Annotated in this window: 16 protein-coding genes and 3 tRNA genes; 16 read left to right on the top strand and 3 right to left on the bottom strand. The window is 50.1% G+C overall.

Annotation, left to right across the window (positions count from 1 at the left end):
* Window positions 1–33 precede the first annotated feature (33 nt).
* The 9 genes from Q0X35_RS00590 (at window position 34) to Q0X35_RS00550 (ending at window position 8,433) form a co-directional block, all read left to right on the top strand.
* Complete coding sequence (locus tag Q0X35_RS00590; protein WP_297564371.1) at window positions 34–300, top strand: hypothetical protein; 267 nt, start codon at window positions 34–36, stop codon at window positions 298–300.
* 20 nt (window positions 301–320) lie between these two features.
* Window positions 321–1,589 carry a deoxyguanosinetriphosphate triphosphohydrolase gene (locus Q0X35_RS00585; protein WP_297564370.1) on the top strand — a complete coding sequence of 423 codons (1,269 nt, stop codon included), beginning with the start codon at window positions 321–323 and terminating at the stop codon, window positions 1,587–1,589.
* A 60-nt stretch (window positions 1,590–1,649) separates the two neighbouring features.
* The gene (gene dnaG / locus Q0X35_RS00580) at window positions 1,650–3,617 is read left to right on the top strand and encodes a DNA primase (protein ID WP_297564369.1); all 1,968 of its coding nucleotides are present in this window, start codon (window positions 1,650–1,652) and stop codon (window positions 3,615–3,617) included.
* A 111-nt stretch (window positions 3,618–3,728) separates the two neighbouring features.
* Window positions 3,729–3,802 (top strand) — tRNA-Ile (locus tag Q0X35_RS00575).
* Between the two features lie 128 nt (window positions 3,803–3,930).
* Entirely contained in the window at window positions 3,931–4,779 is an 849-nt protein-coding gene (locus Q0X35_RS00570; protein ID WP_297564367.1) for a fumarylacetoacetate hydrolase family protein, read from the top strand.
* A gap of 205 nt (window positions 4,780–4,984) precedes the next feature.
* Entirely contained in the window at window positions 4,985–6,520 is a 1,536-nt protein-coding gene (gltX, locus tag Q0X35_RS00565) for a glutamate--tRNA ligase (protein ID WP_297564366.1), read from the top strand.
* A gap of 127 nt (window positions 6,521–6,647) precedes the next feature.
* Window positions 6,648–6,719: transfer RNA gene (locus Q0X35_RS00560), tRNA-Gln, on the top strand.
* A gap of 25 nt (window positions 6,720–6,744) precedes the next feature.
* A tRNA-Glu gene (locus Q0X35_RS00555) sits at window positions 6,745–6,817 on the top strand.
* Between the two features lie 41 nt (window positions 6,818–6,858).
* Window positions 6,859–8,433, top strand: a complete 1,575-nt coding sequence (locus Q0X35_RS00550) for an aspartate:alanine exchanger family transporter (protein ID WP_297564364.1) — start codon at window positions 6,859–6,861, stop codon at window positions 8,431–8,433.
* A 247-nt stretch (window positions 8,434–8,680) separates the two neighbouring features.
* On the opposite strand, the gene Q0X35_RS00545 is transcribed toward Q0X35_RS00550, so the two are convergent.
* Window positions 8,681–9,829, bottom strand: coding sequence for a glycosyltransferase family 4 protein (locus Q0X35_RS00545; RefSeq protein ID WP_297564362.1), 1,149 nt, complete (start codon window positions 9,827–9,829; stop codon window positions 8,681–8,683).
* A 21-nt stretch (window positions 9,830–9,850) separates the two neighbouring features.
* Window positions 9,851–10,588, bottom strand: a complete 738-nt coding sequence (locus Q0X35_RS00540) for an IclR family transcriptional regulator (protein ID WP_073996223.1) — start codon at window positions 10,586–10,588, stop codon at window positions 9,851–9,853.
* Window positions 10,589–10,751: 163 nt separating this feature from the next.
* On the opposite strand from Q0X35_RS00540, the gene murA reads away from it, so the two are divergent.
* From murA to Q0X35_RS00520, 4 genes are all read left to right on the top strand, one after another.
* Window positions 10,752–12,077 carry a UDP-N-acetylglucosamine 1-carboxyvinyltransferase gene (gene murA / locus Q0X35_RS00535; protein ID WP_297564361.1) on the top strand — a complete coding sequence of 442 codons (1,326 nt, stop codon included), beginning with the start codon at window positions 10,752–10,754 and terminating at the stop codon, window positions 12,075–12,077.
* A 40-nt stretch (window positions 12,078–12,117) separates the two neighbouring features.
* On the top strand, window positions 12,118–13,248 hold the full coding sequence (locus tag Q0X35_RS00530) for a D-alanine--D-alanine ligase family protein (RefSeq protein WP_297564360.1): 1,131 nt from the start codon (window positions 12,118–12,120) through the stop codon (window positions 13,246–13,248).
* 102 nt (window positions 13,249–13,350) lie between these two features.
* Window positions 13,351–14,316, top strand: coding sequence for a thiamine-phosphate kinase (thiL, locus tag Q0X35_RS00525; protein WP_297564359.1), 966 nt, complete (start codon window positions 13,351–13,353; stop codon window positions 14,314–14,316).
* 114 nt (window positions 14,317–14,430) lie between these two features.
* Window positions 14,431–15,117 (top strand): N-acetyltransferase, encoded by a 687-nt coding sequence (locus Q0X35_RS00520; RefSeq protein WP_297564358.1) that lies wholly within the window; start codon window positions 14,431–14,433, stop codon window positions 15,115–15,117.
* A gap of 72 nt (window positions 15,118–15,189) precedes the next feature.
* Here the strand turns inward: Q0X35_RS00520 and Q0X35_RS00515 are convergent, their stop codons facing one another.
* On the bottom strand, window positions 15,190–16,479 hold the full coding sequence (locus Q0X35_RS00515; protein WP_297564357.1) for a hypothetical protein: 1,290 nt from the start codon (window positions 16,477–16,479) through the stop codon (window positions 15,190–15,192).
* A 333-nt stretch (window positions 16,480–16,812) separates the two neighbouring features.
* On the opposite strand from Q0X35_RS00515, the gene Q0X35_RS00510 reads away from it, so the two are divergent.
* The 3 genes from Q0X35_RS00510 to Q0X35_RS00500 all read left to right on the top strand — a co-directional run bounded on the left by Q0X35_RS00510 (window position 16,813) and on the right by Q0X35_RS00500 (window position 19,649).
* Complete coding sequence (locus Q0X35_RS00510; protein ID WP_297564356.1) at window positions 16,813–17,691, top strand: hypothetical protein; 879 nt, start codon at window positions 16,813–16,815, stop codon at window positions 17,689–17,691.
* Between the two features lie 47 nt (window positions 17,692–17,738).
* Window positions 17,739–18,302: an alkyl hydroperoxide reductase subunit C gene (ahpC, locus tag Q0X35_RS00505; RefSeq protein WP_073996230.1), complete on the top strand. Its 564-nt coding sequence runs from the start codon at window positions 17,739–17,741 to the stop codon at window positions 18,300–18,302.
* A gap of 291 nt (window positions 18,303–18,593) precedes the next feature.
* Window positions 18,594–19,649 (top strand): cation diffusion facilitator family transporter, encoded by a 1,056-nt coding sequence (locus tag Q0X35_RS00500; RefSeq protein WP_297564354.1) that lies wholly within the window; start codon window positions 18,594–18,596, stop codon window positions 19,647–19,649.
* The last annotated feature ends 11 nt before the right edge of the window (window positions 19,650–19,660 follow it).

Here is a 19,660-nt window from a genome sequence, read left to right as displayed (position 1 = left end):
AGATTAGAATAACGGTCTCGTGGGCTCGGAGATGTGTATAAGAGACAGTTACGGGGTTTTTCGGTGGGGGGCACCGCGCGAGCGCAGCTCGGGCTGGTATCTTCGCTAGCAGATCTAAAGCAAAAACTCCAGGATCTCGACTTAGACCAAAGCTATCCGGAAGCAGCGGAGGGAAAACGGGGTAGAGCTGGGCGGGCTCGCACTCCACATTTGCCGGAGCGGTGGCTCGAGAGTCATTATTTGACTTCGGAGCAACGGAAAAAAATTCAAGAGGCAGAACTTAATATTAGTGGCGGCTAGAAATTGATAGGCTAAGAAGCGTGCAAGAATACTATCAGAGCAGCGATAAAGAGCGATGGATTCAGGAAGCCCCAAAAAGTGCTTCCCGTACCGAATTCGAACGCGATAGAGCGCGGCTGCTGCATTCTTCGGCGCTGCGGCGGTTGGGAGCCAAGACGCAAGTATTAGGGCCAGAATCTGATGATTTTATCCGCACCCGTCTTACTCATTCTCTGGAAGTAGCTCAGGTAGGCAGATCTTTAGCAAAAAATCTGGGGTGTGACCCTGATATTGTCGAAGCAGCGTGCCTTTCGCATGATATTGGGCATCCTCCCTATGGGCATAACGGGGAAAAAGCTCTTAACGAATTGGCAGAAGATATCGGTGGATTTGAAGGCAATGCCCAAACACTGCGTTTGCTGACGCGCCTAGAACCGAAGCGCTTTCAAGCTGACGGTAGCCCAGCGGGGCTCAATCTCACGCGAGCCACTCTCGATGCGACTATTAAATACCCATGGCTGCGGGGAGCCGGGCCCAGTGGAGGAAATAGCCGTAAATTCGGTGTCTATGCTGATGATTTACCAGTATTTACTTGGGTACACGGAAGTCATGGATCAAACCGGTGTATCGAAGCGCAGATAATGGATATTTCTGATGACATTGCCTATTCGGTACACGATGTAGAGGATGCAATAGTCTATAAACAAGCGCGGGCGAGTGAGAATCCGCTTGGGCCGTCTCTCAGCGCTGAATTAGCGGACGAAGATGCCATAATTGCAGGCGTAATAACTTGGTATGGAAAAAGCAGCAGCGAAGCAGAATTGCGCTCTGCTTTTCGCCGTCTGCATGAGATGGAGGCCTGGCCGCACGAATTTAGCGGCACGATACATGATCTAGCGGCACTGAAGGATTTAACTTCCGATTTAATTGGGCGTTTTATATCGGCTCTTACGGCTGCCACTAAAGCCGAGTACGGCAGCGAGCCGCTAATTCGCTATACCGCTAATGTGGTAGTACCTCCCCAAACCCAAGCGGAAATAAATCTGCTAAAAGGAATTGCGGTACATCTAGTGATGGAACCGCGCGTACATGAGCCGGTTTACTATGCGCAGCGCACAATGCTCTACGATTTAGCTGATGCGCTCGCGGAAGATCCGGCCACGCGCTTAGAGTCAATATTTTGGGATTTGTATCAGCGCGCCGATAGTGAAGCAGCGCGGCGGCGGGTGCTGATAGACCAGTTGGCTACTCTTACCGACCAGTCTGCGCGGCAATGGCATGCGCGCTACTGCGGAATGCTGCGCCATTAAGAGCAGAAAGCAGAACGGGTAAGTGGATAAGGGAGCTAGTAAAGGATATAAGATAGCGGTATGGCCGGTTTGATTACGCGTGCAAGCATAGAAGAAGTGCGGGAGCGGGCGCGTCTAGAAGAAATAGTGGGCGAATACGTCACTCTGAAAACTGCTGGAGTGGGTGCGCTAAAAGGCTTATGCCCTTTTCATGATGAAAAAACTCCCTCTTTTAATGTGCGGCCACACGTGGGGCGATGGCACTGCTTTGGCTGCGGAGAAGGCGGAGATGCAATCGCTTTTCTGGAAAAAATCGAGCATATTTCTTTTGTGGAAGCGGTAGAGCTGCTTGCACATAAGACGGGTGTACAGCTGCAGTACGAAAAAAGCAGTGGGGGAAAGAGTGCGCCTACGGAAGTGAAAAGAGCGCGCTTAATTGAGGCACATCGAATCGCTGAGGAGTTCTATATAAAGAAACTCGGTGAAGCCGAGGGAGAAGCTGCTCGGAAGTTGCTTTATGATCGGGGCTTTGACGATGCGGCGATTGCACACTTTCGTGTTGGGTATGCTCCTCGCGCCTGGGATAGCTTGCTTCAAGAGTTGCGCCGGCGTGGATTTACGGAAAAAGAAATTTCTGCTACTGGCCTTACTTCGCAGGGAGCGCGCGGAGTCTATGACCGTTTTCGCGGGCGGGTAATGTGGCCAATCCATTCGATAGTGGGCGATCCGATTGGTTTCGGAGCTCGTAAGTTGGGAGACGAGGAAGGCCCGAAATATCTTAATACTCCCGAAACTATCCTTTATAAAAAATCGCAGGTGCTCTACGGCTTGGATCTAGCGAAAAAAGAAATAGCTGCGCAGCGAAAAATTGTAGTGGTAGAGGGATATACCGACGTAATGGCTGCTCATTTAGCGGGAGTGCGTACGGCGGTGGCTACCTGTGGCACTGCTTTTGGCCACGAACATGCCAAAATTGTGCGGCGTATTATTGGAGATTATGCCGGGCAAGGCTCCGGAATGGTGTTGCACGATGGAGCCGGTTTTGGTGGAGAAATTATTTTTACTTTTGACGGAGACGAGGCGGGGCAAAAAGCTGCTTTGCGCGCTTTTCGGGAAGATCAGACTTTTGGGGCGCAGACTTTCGTGGCAGTATCGCCTGAGGGTATGGATCCCTGCGATTTGCGCCTCGCTTATGGAGATGCGGCAGTAGCGGAGCTAGTAGCTAAGCGGAAACCACTTTTTTCTTTTGTAATCCAATCTATGCTCGCCAAGTTGCCACTTCACACCGCAGAAGGGCGGGCAGCAGGGCTGCATCAAAGTGCGCCGGTAGTGGCAGCTATTAAAGATAGAGTGTTGCGCGGGGAATATACCCGTATATTATCTGGCTGGCTTGGGATGGATATAGATACAGTGGCGCAGGCGGTAGCAGATGCGCTGCGGATGCAGAAAAACCAAATACCGGAGATTGCGGCCCCGGGAGAAGAAAATGCTCCGCGTTCTGCGCCGGTACTAGAAGAGCGCGCCCAGATTAGCGATCCCGTGGCGCGCGTAGAGCGCGCTGCTTTGGAAGTGATTGTGCAGTTGCCTTGGTTGGCTTATGAAGCAAATGCGCAGGATCTACCGAGTGAATCTTTTACAGTGCCGATTCATCGCGCCATATTCGATACTATTTTGGCGGCAGGGGGAGTGGCTGCGCATCGGCAGTATTTTCAAAATCTGCAATATAAAGGAATGGAGAATAAAGAAGCGGAAGAACGCGCTAATAAGTGGTACGTGGAGCAGATAAGTGAGGCTGCCACCGATATGACGCGGCAAGCTCTCCGAGAGCTAGCAGTATCTCCTTTACCAGAAGATACACAGGCCGATATGTGGCCCTATGTGCGGGGAGTGATGATGGGCTTGATAAAGCACGGCTATACCCGCCAAATAGCGGAGCTGCGCGGGCAAATGCAGCGCACAGAATCTGATTCCCCGGAGCGGGCCGCTCTCTATCAAAGATTGATAGAGCTGGAGAGTAATCGGCGCGCATTCGATGAAACTGATACCTGAGAAAAATAGCAGCCAATAGAAGAAAATAGCGACGGTGAAAAGTGAAATAAACCGCGCTGGTCTGAAACTAGTTGGCAATTTTCGCTAATATCAGATATAAACAATTAGTACGCCCCTGTAGCTCAGATGGTTAGAGCAGGGAACTCATAATTCCAAGGTCGTGGGTTCGAGCCCCGCCGGGGGCACTGAAGTTTGGGTATTTGTTTTTATTCGGCATAAATAGCTCGGCACGGAAAGCGGCTCTGGGCAGAAAATTACGAAAAAGAGGGCGTGCTATAGCAGCTTATCGCTAAAAATCTATTAGACTGCCTATATGAAAATTGTGCGAATTTCTTTGCCGCAAGGGCCGCGTTTTGCGCTTATCAATCCCCAAACTGGCCGCTACGAAGTGCTGGTGGGAGATCCTCTTTACACTTCGCCTCAGCTCAGTGGGGAATCTTTTACTCCAGATGAAGTGCAGGTGTTAGCCCCGATGCTTCCGCGTTCCAAGGTACTTTGCTGGCAGGGAAATTATGCAGAAAATTTACTGGCCTTTTCGACAGAGGTAGAAGCAGAAGTGGAAATTCCGGTAGAAGCAGGGACTCCGGTCGTGGAGGAGACTCCGGCAGCTGCGGCGGCAGATATGGAGGGCGCGCTAGCTGAGCTCCACGCCTATCTAAAGCCCAATACTGCAGTCAGTGGGCAAAATACTCCGATTACTATCCCGAGCTACGCGTCTTCTCTCGCTGTAGTTCCGCAGCTGGGAGTGATAATTTCTCGCCCTTGTAAAAAGCTCTCTGCGAGAGGTGCCGCTGAAGTGATTTACGGTCTGGTTTTACTGCAATCTGCCTATATACCAGATATAGCTGGTAAATCTGCTGCCGCTGCCTACGCTTTCGATACTTCTTGCCCACTCGGCCCGATTATTGAAACTGAAGTACAAGATGCTTCGATTACGCTCACGCGTAGCTCCCAAGAAAGTAAAGAGGAAGTAGAGTTGCTGCTGCGCCGGGCCGATATACAGAAACTAGTGGCGGCAGCCAGCCATATCGCTACTTTTTTACCGGGCGATATTATTGGCCTCGGAAATCTATTGTCGCCTTGTGAGGTACAGGCGGGAGCTGAATTGCAGATTTCCGCTAGTGGGTTGGGGAGCCTGCGCAATCCGGTGATGAGTGAGTAAAAACTTATCGTGATGAACGAGTAAAAACTTATTGCTGCTGAGAGGATAAAATCCTATTTAGCGCCGCACTAGTACTGGCCCACATTGGTTGCCAGCCCGCATCAGTAAGGAAATCGCATATTTTCTAGGTAATAGGGGGAGGGACTGCGCACAATCGGCGCTCTAAATAGTGTAGGGAGAGCAGAAAGCGCTAGAATAGCAGGCGATGAATACTGCAGATAATCTTAGCGGCGATAAAGTCCGCGTCCGTTTTTGCCCCTCACCCACCGGTACTCCCCACGTAGGGATGGTGCGTACTTGCCTCTTTAACTGGGCTTATGCTCGTCATACCGGAGGTACTTTCGTATTTCGTATCGAAGATACGGATGCGGCCCGCGATTCGCAAGAATCTTACGAAATGATTCTCGATTCATTGCACTGGCTGGGTCTAGATTGGGACGAAGGCGTGGAAGTGGGCGGCCCCGACGGTCCGTACCGTCAATCCGAGCGGATGGATATCTATCGCGACGTAGCTGCCAAGCTGCTGGAAGGCGGCTACGCTTATGAATCTTTTTCCACTCCGGAAGAAGTGGAGCAACGCCATCGCGCCAAAGGAGAAGATCCTAAACTCGGATACGACGGCTTCGATCGGGATTTGAGCGCCGAGCAAAAAGCTGCCTATCGAGCGGAAGGGCGGCAGCCGGTGTTGCGGATGCGGATGCCTGATACCGATATTACTTTTACCGATTTAGTGCGGGGAGAAATTACTTTCAAGGCCGGAAGTGTACCGGACTATGTGATAGTGCGCGGCAACGGTGAGCCTCTCTATACGCTCACTAATCCGATTGACGATGCGCTCACCCGTATCACTCATGTGCTGCGCGGGGAAGATTTACTTTCTTCTACTCCGCGCCAAATCGTGCTCTACCGCGCTTTGATGGAGTTAGGGATTGCTCAGTATATTCCGCAATTTGGGCATTTACCCTATGTGATGGGTGAAGGAAATAAGAAACTTTCTAAGCGCGATCCGGAATCTAGCCTTTTGCTGCATCGCGAACACGGAATGATACCGGAGGGGCTAATTAATTATTTGGCGCTTTTAGGCTGGTCTATTTCTCCTGATGAAGATGTCTTTACGCGCGCAGAAATGGTGGAGGCTTTCGATATTAAAGACGTAAATCCGAATCCGGCGCGTTTCGATGAAAAGAAATGCGAAGCAATTAATGCGGAGCATATTCGCCGTCTCGATGAGGCAGATTTATGCCAGCGCCTTGTGCCTTTCCTACATCGGGAAAATCTGGTAGCGGAACCAGCATATGCCGATAATTCGGCTCGCGTGCAGCAGCTAATTGCGGGTGCCACACCTCTGGTGCAGACCCGCATTAAATTACTCGGAGAAGCGCCCGCATTGATGGCTTTCCTTTTCTGTACGGCCGCAGAGCTCGAATATCAAGAAAAAGCGGTGCGGAAGTTGAAAGATACCACTCCGCAGGTATTGGAAAAAGCCGTGGAAGTATTCGCAGAGATCACTGATTTTACTCCTGCTCATATCAAAGAAGTCTTTGATGAGCACATAGTACAGGGTCTGGAGATAAAACCGCGTTTCGCCTATGCGCCGCTTTTCGTAGCTATTACGGGCAGCAATGTATCTTTACCGGTAGTTGATTCCATGGCCTTAATAGGTAAAGAAGAAACTATTCGCCGGCTCCAGCGTTTCCATCAGCTCTATCCCGAGTTGGCGGCTGCTGGGGAGAATTGCTGAGTTTTCACCCTGCTCTCTCTAAAAATGCAGGGTGAGTACACTCACGCACTTTTTAGTTTGCGCTTCGGTGGCGAGCTTAGTACGATATTTAATCGTTGCACAAAAGCATAAAAGCGCTTTTTGCCTTTGGGGTATGGTGTAATAGGCAGCACGAGTGATTCTGGTTCATTTAGTCTAGGTTCGAGTCCTGGTACCCCAGCGAAAAAGAGGAAATCTTTTTTCATGCCCCGTTCGTCTAGCGGCCTAGGACATCGCCCTCTCACGGCGGTAACACCGGTTCAAATCCGGTACGGGGTACGATTATTTAAGAAAATCGATAGCACTGATAAGTGGGCGCTGTGGTTGAAATCATTTCTGCTTCTCCAATTCTGACCGTTTTTCTGGTAGGTGCATTGGGCACCGTTTTAGGTCTCATTCCTTTTGGCCCGATTCGGCTTGGCGCAGCAGGAGCACTTTTCGTCGGGCTCCTAGTAGGTAATTTTGTGCCCGGCATGAGTGAAGAGCTTCTCCATGTGCAGAATCTAGGTTTAATTCTTTTTGTATACGTCGTCGGGCTCTCGGCGGGGCACACCTTCTTCGCTAATTTTCGCCGGCAAGCTAAACTGATTGGCGGCTCCGTATTAGCTCTAATAGCTGGGGCGATAGTGACGGTGGTGGTCGGGCAATTTCTCCACCTAAAATCGGCGCTTTTACTCGGTATTTATGCCGGAGCACTCACTACTACTCCCGCTTTGGCTGCTGCGGAAGAGGCCAGCGGCTCTAAACAACCCGGTGTTGGCTATTCTCTGGCTTACCCAATGGGTGTAATCGTCGGAATTACTCTGGTAGCCCTAGTAGTAGGGCGAAATTGGAAAGGCAGCGCTGATGTGCCCTCGCAGGCGGGTCAGCGGCTTTTTGCTGCCACCTGTAAGGTGACTAAGAATGTGCCGGTGCGTGCTATTCCCGATTGGAAAGCACAGCGCATTAAAATTTCCTATCTGCGCCGCAAAGGTAAGACGCGAATTGTCTCCGTGGGAGAAGAGCTCCTACCAGATGATCTAGTAGTGGTGGTAGGTCTAGAAAAAAATGTGCGGCGGACTATTGCCGATTTAGGGATTTTAGTTAGCAGTCATCTCGCTAATGATCGCTCCCAAGTAGATTTTCGGCGCTTTACCGTATCCACCAAAGATTTAGCTAATTCCAGCGTGGCAGAGCTCAATATCGCTGGTAGATTCGGGGGAGTAGTCACGCGTATTCAACGCGGAGATACTGAGCTATTAGCAGAAGATGATCTACGCCTAGAAGTAGGCGACCGCGTCTTGGTGGCTTTTCCGCGCGAAGAATATGCGGGTTTAGCGGAATTTTTCGGCAACTCGGAGCGGCAAGTGGCACAAGTAGACGCTATTTCTATGGGCTTGGGAGTAGTACTGGGCTTACTGGCGGGGATGGTAGAAATTCAGCTGCCCGGCGGCTCAGAATTTGCGCTCGGCCCGGCGGCTGGCCCCTTGATCGTTGGCATGATTCTCGGCGCTTTACAGCGCACCGGCCCGATAGTTTGGCAGATTCCGCTCGCCGCTAATCAGATAATTCGCCAGCTGGGTCTGATGCTTTTCCTCGCTTCGGTAGGAATTATTTCTGGTCCGGAATTCATGAATACCGTGCGCACCCCGGTAGGAGTAAAAGCAATGGCAGTAGGTTTAATAGCTGCTTTTGTGGTAATGGGAGTGATGGGCATAATTGGCTATGCGCTTCGCCTCTCTGCTACCCGCACTAGTGGAGCGATGGCTGGTATTTTAGGGCAACCTGCGATTTTGGCTTATGCTACCGGGCGGAAAAACGATGAAAGAATCGAATCTGGCTATGCGGCTATTTTTGCTATCGGAATAGTAGTGAAAATTTTGATAGTTACGTTTATGGCGGCCATTATTATTTAGAGGTACTCCACTGCATTAGTTTTGAAGTAGTAAACACTCTGATGAATAGCGAGAGTTCTCTGCAGAGTAGCCAAATAATTTGCAGAATATAAAGTGCTTTGAATAGCAGCCAAGTAGCTAAAGTAGTTTATTTCGGCTTAGAAAACTAATTGAGCGCAAAATCTTGGTTCGGCGCTTCTGGAGCTGGTTGCACTTTATAAATTGGCCGTATTTTATAAATTGGTCGTATTTTATAAATTGGCAGCTCTTAAGCGAGCAGCTCCTGGAGGGGGCGCGCCGAATCGCGCCACGTCCAGCAAGAATTTACCCATTCTTTACCGGCCGCTCCCATAGCGCGCCCGCGCTCGGGGTTAGCGAGCAAAAATTCGAGCGCCTTGGCAGTGGCATTTGCCGAATGTCCATTTACCACGATTCCCGTTTTGCCATCTTGCACAGCTTCGGGAGCGCCGCCAGAATCTCCCGCTACTACTGGGAGACCAGCTGCGTAGGCCTCTAAATAAACTATTCCGAGCCCCTCAATATCTAGGCCGTCGCCGCGGGTCCGGCACGGCATCGCGAAAATATCCCCGAGCGAATAGTGGTCAGCTAATTCGCTATAGGGCACTTCTCCAGTGAAAATAATTTTTTCTTTTTCCGGGCTGCGCTGGGCTAACTCGCGCAAATGCTTCTCATAGGGGCCTTTCCCCACAATCACTAAATACGCCTCTGGAAACTTTTCGGCTAGCTGCGCCCAGATAGAAATCAGCGTATCTTGCCCTTTTCGCTCTACCAAGCGAGAAATACACACCACTACCGGGGCGGTTTCGGGAATTTTATAGCGTTGGCGCAGCTGTTGGCGGGCAGTTGCCGAAAAGGCGAAAGCCGCTGGGTCTATAGCTCCATGCAGCTGCACCGCGGAAGTTGTGCCAAAAAAAGGAGCCAGCCGCCGGCGCGTAGCTTCCGTCAAATAAGTGACAGTATCTGCATCGTGGAAAATTTTTCGCAATAAGGGGCGCGCGCCCGGGAGCATCGACCAGCCAATTTCGTGACCGTGCGTAGTGGCGATAATTTTCTTAGCTCCGGCCGCGCGCGCCACATTAGCGAGTAAACCGAGAGGAGCGGCCGCTCCGAACCACACATTTTCTATATGATGTTCGATAATTATTTCCTGCATTTTTTTCGCTACCAACGGGTTGGGCAACATAATCGTGGCTGCATCGCGATAAATATGCCAGGGAACGGAAGCGTCGTACTTAGCTGCCGCCGCCTTCCCTGATTCGGCAGGAGTATCTGGGGGAGTAGAGGTAAATACGAAGAGTTTTTCGGCATCTAGCTCTTTGGCAAATCCTTCTAAAAAGGTTTGAATGCCGCCGGCTCGGGGCGGAAAATCATTAGTAACCAGCAAAGTAGGTTTCATAGAAGTATCTTCCTTCAACTTTTAGGAGCTCGGAGAGCTTTGTAAAATTTCGGTGAGTCGATTCGCCGAAGCCACCACTGCGGCCGCATATTGGCGTCCCGGCTGGCGTCCCATTCTCTCTAGTGGTCCAGAAATAGAAACGGCGGCTATCACTTGCCCGCTCGGGCCGCGGACGGGAGCAGAAATAGAAGAAACTCCCACTTCTCTATCTCCTACCGATTGGGCCCAACCGCGCCGGCGCACTGCGGAAAGTACCGTCGCAGTGAATTGGGCGCCGTGTAATCCGCGGTGCATTCGATCCGGTTCTTCCCACGCGAGTAACACTTGGGCGGCCGAGCCCGCTTGCATAGAGAGAGTTGCCCCGACCGGAATAGAATCCCGTAACCCCATTGCGCGCTCGGCAGCTGCTACGCAGATACGGTGCTCTCCTTGCCGGCGATAGAGCTGGGCAGATTCGCCAGTGTGATCGCGCAAAGCAATCAGTATAGGGTTAGCTACGGCTAAAAGTTGATCTTCATCGGCGGCGGCAGCTAATTCGGCGAGCCGCGGCCCGAGCACAAAACGCCCTTGGATATCGCGTGCCACAAATCGGTGATATTCCAAAGCCACCGCAATCCGGTGTGCGGTGGGGCGAGCTAAAGAAGTAGTTGCTACTAGTTGCGCCAAAGTGAGCGGGCCAGCTTCGAGAGCGTTCAAAACGCCCATGGCTTTATCGAGTACTCCTACGCCGCTGCCAGCCACCTTTTGCTCCTTATCCATAAAACGATACTGCCATATCAATAATTGAGACGCAAACCTTTCCCTTTCTGCGCTTAGAAAAAGAGAAAAATTATTCTGAAATCCTATTCGCTCTCGACCATATTTCACGATATCTTGGAATACAGTGCCTATACTTTTAGAAGAGGGCAAAGGAGAATAATAAATGGCTGGAGATATTCTACGGGTGCAGGGCGGAAAGCCACTGCGGGGAGAAATATCCGTGCGGGGAGCAAAAAATTTCGTATCGAAAGCGATGGTGGCTTCCCTCCTCACGGAAGAAACCTCCGTTTTACGCAATGTGCCTTTAATTCGGGATGTAGATGTAGTCACCCAGTTGCTGCGCGCCCACGGCGTACAAGTAGAGCACGATAAACAGGCCGGTATTCTCACCATTACCCCTGGTAAATTGCGCCTTCCCGATCCGGCTGAAATTAATTCGGTGGCGGGATCTTCGCGTATTCCTATCCTCTTTTGCGGCCCACTGCTGCACGTCCTCGGCGAAGCTATTATCCCGGATTTAGGAGGCTGCCATATCGGAGATCGTCCGGTAGATTTCCATCTGGCCGTTCTCGAAGATTTTGGCGCCGAACGGCACAAAAAAGCATTTGGTCTGCATCTGCAGGCGCCGCGTGGTTTAACTGCCCGCAAAGTACATCTCCCGTATCCTTCAGTGGGAGCTACGGAGCAGACTCTATTAGCGGCGGTGCGCGCGCGGGGTGTCACTGAGCTAACTGGCGCGGCAGTAGAGCCAGAGATAATGGATCTAATCGTGGTTTTGCAAAAAATGGGTGCTCTAATCACGGTGGATACAGATCGGACGATCTATATTGAAGGAGTGGAGCGCCTGCACGGCTTCCGCCACACCGCTCTCGCCGATCGAATAGAAGCTGGTTCTTGGGCTTGTGCGGCCCTGGCTACTAAAGGTGATATCACGGTGCGGGGTGCACGCCAAGAGCCGATGATGAATTTCCTGAATGTTTTTCGGAAAATTGGCGGGCAGTTCGATATTTATGACGACGGTATCCGTTTCTGGCATCCGGGTGGCAAATTGCATTCTCTGCCGATTGAGACGGATGTGCACCCCGGATTTATGACCGATTGGCAGCAGCCAATGGTAGTGGCGCTAACCCAGGCAGAAGGCGTGTCGATTGTGCATGAGACGGTGTATGAAAATCGTTTCGGCTTTACCCGGGCGCTTAACCAAATGGGGGCACATATTCAAGTTTATCGGGAATGTTTAGGCTCGAAACGCTGCCGTTTCGGGCGGGAAAATTACTATCATTCGGCAGTTATTCAGGGGCCTACTGCGTTAAAAGGCGCTGATATAGAGGTGCCGGATTTGCGCGGCGGGTTTTCACATTTAATTGCGGCCCTAGCTGCCTCCGGAGAATCGAATGTGGTGGGAATAGATATTATTAATCGGGGCTATGAGCACTTTATGCAAAAACTATTCCAGCTGGGAGCGCAGGTGGAGAAAATATCTGCCTGAGCCTGGCCGACTTTCCTCCATGATGCTATAAAATTAGGCTGTGAGTACTGAACAGAAGAAAATTCGTATCGCTTTAATTTACGGGGGCACGTCTGGAGAGCACCCGATTTCTTGTGCAACTGCTGGGGCAGTTATGAGCGCTTTGGATACGGAGCACTATGAAATTATTTCGATTGGAATCACCCGCAGCGGCGCCTGGGTGCCGGGGAGCACTAATCCAGCAGAATTACAGCTGAATGCGGCTTCTACGGAAGTAGCAGAGCAAGAATCGCGCATCGTATTCCCACCGGGAGACGGAAACCAAGAAATACTTTTAGTTGCGCCAGCGGCAAAGGGAGAAAAAAAGATTACTTCCCTTGGAAAAGTCGATGTGGTATTTCCGCTTTTACACGGGCCTTTTGGAGAAGACGGCACTATTCAAGGGCTGCTAGAAATGGCGAATATTCCCTATGTGGGTTGTGGAGTATTTGCTTCCGCCGCCGGCATGGATAAAGATTTTATGAAAATTATTCTGCGCGCAGCCGGAATTCCGGTAGGTCCCTATGTGGCGGTACCTTATCAGCGGTGGGTACAAGAGCGGGAGGCAGTGCTGGCTGAGGCAGCTGCTTTAGAGTTTCCTCTCTACGTGAAGCCGGCGCGCGCCGGTTCTTCGCTCGGTATCTCTCGAATTGAAAATTTAGAGCAACTCCCCGCGGCAATTGCAGAAGCTCAGCGCCACGATCCGAAAGTGATAATAGAGCAGGGAATAGCTGGCCGAGAGATAGAGTGTGCGGTACTAGGTGGTCCGAGCGGGAAGCCGGCGCGGGCGTCTCTGCCGGGAGAAATAGTGCTGAATAGCGAAGCTGCCCAATTCTACGATTTTGATCATAAATACGTACAAGTACAGGATTTAGTAATGCAAGTGCCGGCCGCTATTCCGGATGCGGTGCAGGAGCAGATACGGGAAACTGCCGTAGCTACTTTTACTGCTTTTGGTGGAGAAGGTTTGGCGCGCGTTGATTTCTTCTACACCCCAGCCGGCGAGATATTCGTCAACGAAATTAACACCATGCCCGGATTTACTCCGGTATCTATGTACCCGGTAATGTGGAAAAACACCGGTATTCCGTACGCCGATTTGGTGCAAAAGCTAATCGATTTAGCTTTAGCGCGTGGCACGGGATTACATTAAATGAGCTAATTACTAGGCTCGAGAAATTACTAAACTCAAAAATTACTGAGCTCAAGAAATTACCAAGCTCCGGTGAATCGGGAAAGTTAGAAAGCTGAAAATATGCTGATAAGTGATATTTCGGAAGATGCTTTAATTGCCGAAGTGACCGCTATTCTGCCGCGCCGTGCCGATGCGATAGTGCCCACAGGTGACGACTGCGCAGTACTCGCTTTCACTGGTAATACCGCTATATCCACTGATCTTCTCGTAGAAGGCACGCATTTTCGCTGCGATTGGGGAGAAGGAAAAGATATTGGCTTCCGCGCTGCTATGCAGAATTTGGCCGACGCAGTGGCAATCGGGGCGCAGCCTATCTCCCTCGTCATCGGCTTAGGGCTCCCGCGAGATACTAAAAAAGATTGGGTGCTAGATTTTGCACAGGGAGTGAAAGAAGCCTGTGCGCCGCTCGAAGTGGGAGTAGACGGCGGTGATTTTGTAGCGGCCGATAAAATTATTGTATCGGTAACTGTGCTCGGAGATGTGCACCAGCCAATTCTACGCTCCGGGGCGCATCCCGGCGATTTAGTAATCCACAGTGGCAAACTTGGCTGTGCCCGCGCCGGATACGAACTTTTACAGGCTGGCTATCGGCGCAGTACCGCTGAGAAAGAATTTTCTGCGCTTATCACCGATTTTTTGCGCCCCACCCCGCCCCTCCAAACCGCGCTAGCTGCAGTTAAAGAGGGGAATTTGCACGCGCTTATGGATGTATCAGATGGTTTAGTGATGGACGGGCGCCGCCTAGCGCGGGCTTCGGGAGTGAGTATAAATTTGCATAATGATGCATTCGGGGCGGCGTTCCAGCGTATAGCCAAAGTGGCGGGGCGCCTGGGTGCCCGCCGGGCGGAATGGATCTTTACTGGGGGAGAAGACCATGGCTTTCTCGCCACTATTTCCCCTGGCGCACCCTTACCAGCTGGATTTATTCCCATCGGGGAAGTAGGCGGCGCCGATCCACGCGGGCGTGTCTACCTAGATGGAAAAGAATTCATCACCGCCGGCGGTTGGGATCATTTCCATCAGTAGAGAAAAGTATTAGATTTTACTCTTAGCTGTTGCGATTTTTGCCGTTACTGTTGCTGGTGCCGTTTTAGCTTTGCAAAGGTGGAGTTTTTCCAATTTTTCTTCTAAACTACCGCTATGCTTGAATTTCGCCCGATATGTGCAGCTGAATATGAAACAGTAATAGATGAATTATTGATTCCGAATTTTTCTTTAGCAGAGCGCGGCCCGCGCGCCGAACTTTTAGCTGATTTTCAATCGGGCCAATATATCGGCACTGCCGTCTGGGATGGAGAAACTGATAAACTTCTCGCTACGGCAGTGGGGTGGAGAGTTACTGGCGAATCAGTGCTACTTTCGTGGCTAGCGGTAGATAAGGCGGCTCGCAGCGGTGGAATCGGGGGAAAACTTCTCGATACTTCTATTCGTAATTGGGAAGAAACCTATCAGCCGGCGCTTATTCTCGGAGAAATGGAATCTCCCTACACCTATGGTGAGCACTCCGAATACGGCAACCCGCAGGCGCGGTGGCGCTTCTATCAGCGCCACGGTGCACGCCGGATAGATATTCCTTACGCGATGCCCAGCCTTGCTCCCGATTTACCTCCGGTAGATGATATGTGGCTTCTTCTTTTTGGCGGCTGCGCCTACCAGCAAGCAGAAATTTTAGAGAAACCGGGCAGCTTCGCAGCTCATTTTGGAGATGAGTTGCGGGATTTTCTGCTCGCTTACTTAGAAAGCTCGGCGGAAATTCGTACTGCGGGGCATTACCGCCCCGCAGTAGAAGAAATGTTAGACGCAATTACGCAAACGCGCCTTATCTAGAGCTAGAACCAGGCAGAGCTAGAACTACTTGAGCTCTAACCAGCCGCTACCGTAGCTATCGTTTTTGTCTGTCTAAAAATCTACGCTAACTTTTCCATCTTTAATGCTGAATTTGAAGCTGTCGCTAATAGATATCTTCAGCGGACTGCTAGCATCTTTCCACGGATCGTCACCCGTCATCCGCTCTTTATAATTTATTAATGCTTCCCCTTTGATATCTACATATCCCTGGTAAGCTCCGGATTGGAAAATAGGAGACTTGCTATCAAGAGAAATTTTTGGATCTTTCTTCCAGCTACGTTTAATCTCGCTAATGGCTTTATACACCGGATCTTGCATCTCTAAATCCGGGCAGTCTGCCACTTCAAAAGTGGTAGATTCCATGCACTTATCGTAGTGAGCTTTCACCTGCTCTTGCGCCTGCTTAAGCACTTCATCAGTGAACTGCATATCAAGTTGCACGTATTTGCTACTGCCATCTACCGGTACCACCACTTCGGTATCGCTATCGGAAGTAATTAAATCTTCATTGCTCTGTGCCGCAACTGTATAGGTCCCGGGGAAAGCTGGGAGGTAGTAGGAGCCCCCGTCATCTTCTCCTTCACTCAAGGCCGATAAATCTACTTCCACACCATTGATAGAAAGCTTTCCAGCGGTATTATCGATATTCATTGTGCCCAGCGGAGCATCAGTAATTACCCAATTGTTGAATAAACCGAATTTCTTGCCGCGTTCTTCCACGGTGAGATATACCGGGTACTTCTTCATATCGATGGTCAGCTCGGCTTCTATCCCGACGCTGCGCGTTATTTTAGAGTCCTTCGAAGAATTTTTTGTTGCTGAATTTTCCTGTGCAATTACATTTAAAATCTGGAAATCGCTGGGGCGATCTTTCGCTTTGCTATATATTTCATCCGTGAGCAGGATGCGCTCGCGCGAGTTGTAATTGGGATCGTATGCTGCTAAGGCTTTGCTGGCTTTTCCGTCTACCAGCGCCGAAAGATATTTTTCTGCCGTATTTTCCGCAGAAAATCTCCCCGCCACTACTTTGTAAGAAATTCCGCCTGCCAGCAAGATTACTAGCGCAATGACAGCGAAAATTATCCACTTTTTCCCTTTCCCTTTTTTCTTTTCTCCATTATTCGGGAGGTTAGGGAGATTAGGGATATTAGGAGTGCTCGGCGCAGCTGGAGCGCTCGAGGCTGGTGGATTAATCTGCGCTACCGGCGTAGATTCTGGCGCGGGCGCTACCGGCGTAGTTTCTGGCGTCGGTGGGGCCGCAGGCGCGGGCGGTGCCGGGGGTGTGGGTGGCAATGGTGGTGGAGGAGGGGTAAGGGAATTGTTCTCAGCGTTATTATCCATAATTTTCTTCTCTCTATACCGGCCTGTGGCCTAATCCAGTACTTCCCGGTCTAATATTTCCTAAATACTTCGATATTTTTGTGTTTAGAAGTATTACTACTTCTACAATCTTCGAAATATCTACGCTAAATATCTCCGGACATAGGAAATTTTTTTACATATCTTCACTTTCGAGAGTAGTCGAAAATAATGGCTTTCTGCAATGAATATCGGAACTTCTCCAGTTTTGTGCCCGTGGAGTTTTTAATAAAGTGCTCTACATTATTGCCAGAGCTTTTCTAAATTGACTAGTATGAGACGTGAATATTAGTCAATTAGGGAAAGTAGGGCGCTATGGCGTACGATCCGAAAACTATAACTGCGGAAAATATGAAAGATCCGCAAATAACTGCACAAGAATTAGCTGATATTGCTGCTAAACGCTCTGATTTATGGGGAGAAGTGGAACGGCACCCTAATTGCTATCCCGCTTTGCAGGCGTGGATTGAAGATAGAAGAAAAGATACTGCGCCGGCGCCGGAGCCGTTTTCGCAGGCTGCTTGGCAAGAAAAATTTCAGCAAGATAATGGGCGCGAGCCTACTTTGCGGGAATATCAGGAAGCCGTCGAGAATGGTCTCGTAAAAGAAGAGCGAGTCGCCGATAACTCAGTCGGTGATATGCAGGAGGGGCTAAAACAGTTCGCTGTCGGTGCCAAGACTTTTGTGAATAACCGCGTAACTCCGAATGTAGTAGAGCAAGCTGCCACTTTGAAAGGAGATATTCCGCGTACTAAAAATGCCAAAGGAATAGATTTAGGGCTGGTAGCTCCGGCGGTATTGCTCGGTTCGCAGCTATTGGCTTTTATTAGTCTTTTCTTGCCAGTGGTCAAAGTTCCTATCATAAACACTTCGCTAAACTTCTTTGCCAACGGCAAATTTTTTGGTGCGGAGTATTCCTTCCACGGCGGTTGGATTCTCTTCGCGATTATTTTAGTGACGGTGCCGGCGGTATTGGCAATCTGGCAGCGGAAGAAATGGGCATATGCGGCAGCTGGCGCTTTGGGTGCCCTCATTGGCCTCATTCTGAGCATTAAAATGCTTTCGGCAATTTCCAATACTTCTGGAACCGGTGTCACTGGTGTAGGTCTGGTATTCATGTTTATCGCGGCCTTAGTAGAATTAGCCGCTGCAGTCTTCTGCCTGGTAATCGTATTTAAGAAACAAAATAAGTAATAGCTAAGGAGAATAAAAGTAATAGCTAAGGAGAATAAAAAGTAAATATGGCACTTATAAACACCCCCGCTGCTTCTTGGAAAGGAATGGCATACCACAAAGGTGATTTCGTAGAAGTAGGGAGTGAAGATTATGCCGGTCAGTGGGCAATCCTCTTTTTCTACCCCGCCGATTTTACTTTTGTCTGCCCTACCGAGCTAGAAGATATGGCAGAGCTCTACCCCGAGTTTCAAAAGTTGGGAGTAGAGATTTATTCGGTATCTACTGATAAGCATTTTTCGCACAAGGCATGGCATGATTCTTCGCCGCGGATTGGGAAGATTGAATTTCCGATGGTGGGCGATCCCAGCTTCGAAATCACCGAAGCTTTCGATTCGCTTCGCCCCGGAGAAGGAGCGGCCGACCGCACTACGGTTTTAATCGATCCAAAGGGGATTATCCAGTACGTGGAGACCACTTCGGAAGGAGTAGGGCGGAATGCGAAGGAATTATTGCGCAAGGTAAAAGCGGCGCAATACGTATACAACAATCCTGGTCAAGTTTGCCCAGCCAAGTGGGAAGTAGGAGACGCTACTCTCACTCCTTCCTTTGATTTGACGGGTCAGCTCTAAATCCAGCGCCTAGATACTCAATTAACTGGCTGCCTCCCTGAGTTTAGGGAGGCAGCTATTTTTAAGTTTTGGTATATTGACGGCTAGCACCCCTTAAATTACTATTAGGATTGGGTTGCTAGTAAGGGGAACCTAAATAAAATCTAGGTATTTTAGTTATCGATATTCTAGATACCAGAAAATGGCGCATATGCCATTTTAAGTGCACTATTTTCTACCCATTTACTGATATCTCTTAGTTTAAGAGTATATATAGAGGTAAATAAAGGGTAGCGAGGAGGTAGGTCTGCAATGGGCAGCGAAAATTCCCATTCTCATTCGCATCTGCATTCACCTGGTGAATCGGCGGCGCAGTCCCATTCAGCTGAGCATTCGCATTCCCATTCTCACTTTCATTCTCATTCCCATATTCCCACTGGTGGTTCTGCTGCTTCTCCAATGGCCACGACTGCGAAATACCGCATTCGTTTGGCGATAGTCTTTGGTATCTATCTCTGCATAATAATCGGCCAGTTACTTACTTCTTGGCTCACCGGCAGCTTGGCTCTATTGGCGGAAGCTATGCATATGGGAGTAGATAGCGGGGGAATTCTCGTGGCCTTAATTGCCTCGATTCTCTCCACGCGTAAAGCCACAAAAAACCTCACTTATGGAATGATGCGGGCGGAAATTCTTGCCGTACTTATTAATTGCGTACTACTTTTCGTAGTGGGGACTTTCATTCTTATAGAGGCAGTCAAACACTGGCTAAACCCCCCGGCTATTGCCAGCACTGGCGTCATAATCATGGCGGTAATTGGACTCAGCGCCTCCACGCTTTCTTTCTTTATTCTTCGGCAAGGAGCCGCTGAGAGTTTAAATATGAAAGCTGCTTTTTTGGAAGTGATAAGTGACGGCATTGGTTCGCTGGCAATTATTCTTTCGGCGGTACTTAACCTCACGCTGGGGTGGCGGCGCGCGGATGCAGTAGCGGCGGCGTTGATTGGGGTATTTGTGCTGCCCCGTGCCTTTGCTTTGCTCCGGCAGGCGGTAAATATAATTTTACAAGGAGTGCCGGCGGGAATTGATTTACAGCAACTGCTTGCGGAAATAAAAGAGATAGACGGTGTAGCAGAGGTACATTCTTTACACGTATGGGCGCTCACTAGTGGGGTGCCGGTCATGAGCGCTCATATAGTGGTAGATGCGGCTGCGTCTTCTCTTCCGGAACGCACCCGGATACTCGACGAAGCTACCGGCCATATGCGCCGTTGTTTCCATATTGAACACGTGACGATTCAAATTGAAGAGCCGGGGCACCTTGAGCACGAGGGCGTGCTCAACCGGGAAATACAGGAACTAGAGTAGTGCCGTTCTTT

The organism is uncultured Arcanobacterium sp., from assembly GCF_947253055.1.
In the GTDB taxonomy this organism is placed as follows: Bacteria; Actinomycetota; Actinomycetes; order Actinomycetales; family Actinomycetaceae; genus Arcanobacterium_A.
The sequence above is the reverse complement of the archived record's forward strand: the minus strand, read 5'-3'. Positions and strand labels throughout refer to the sequence as shown.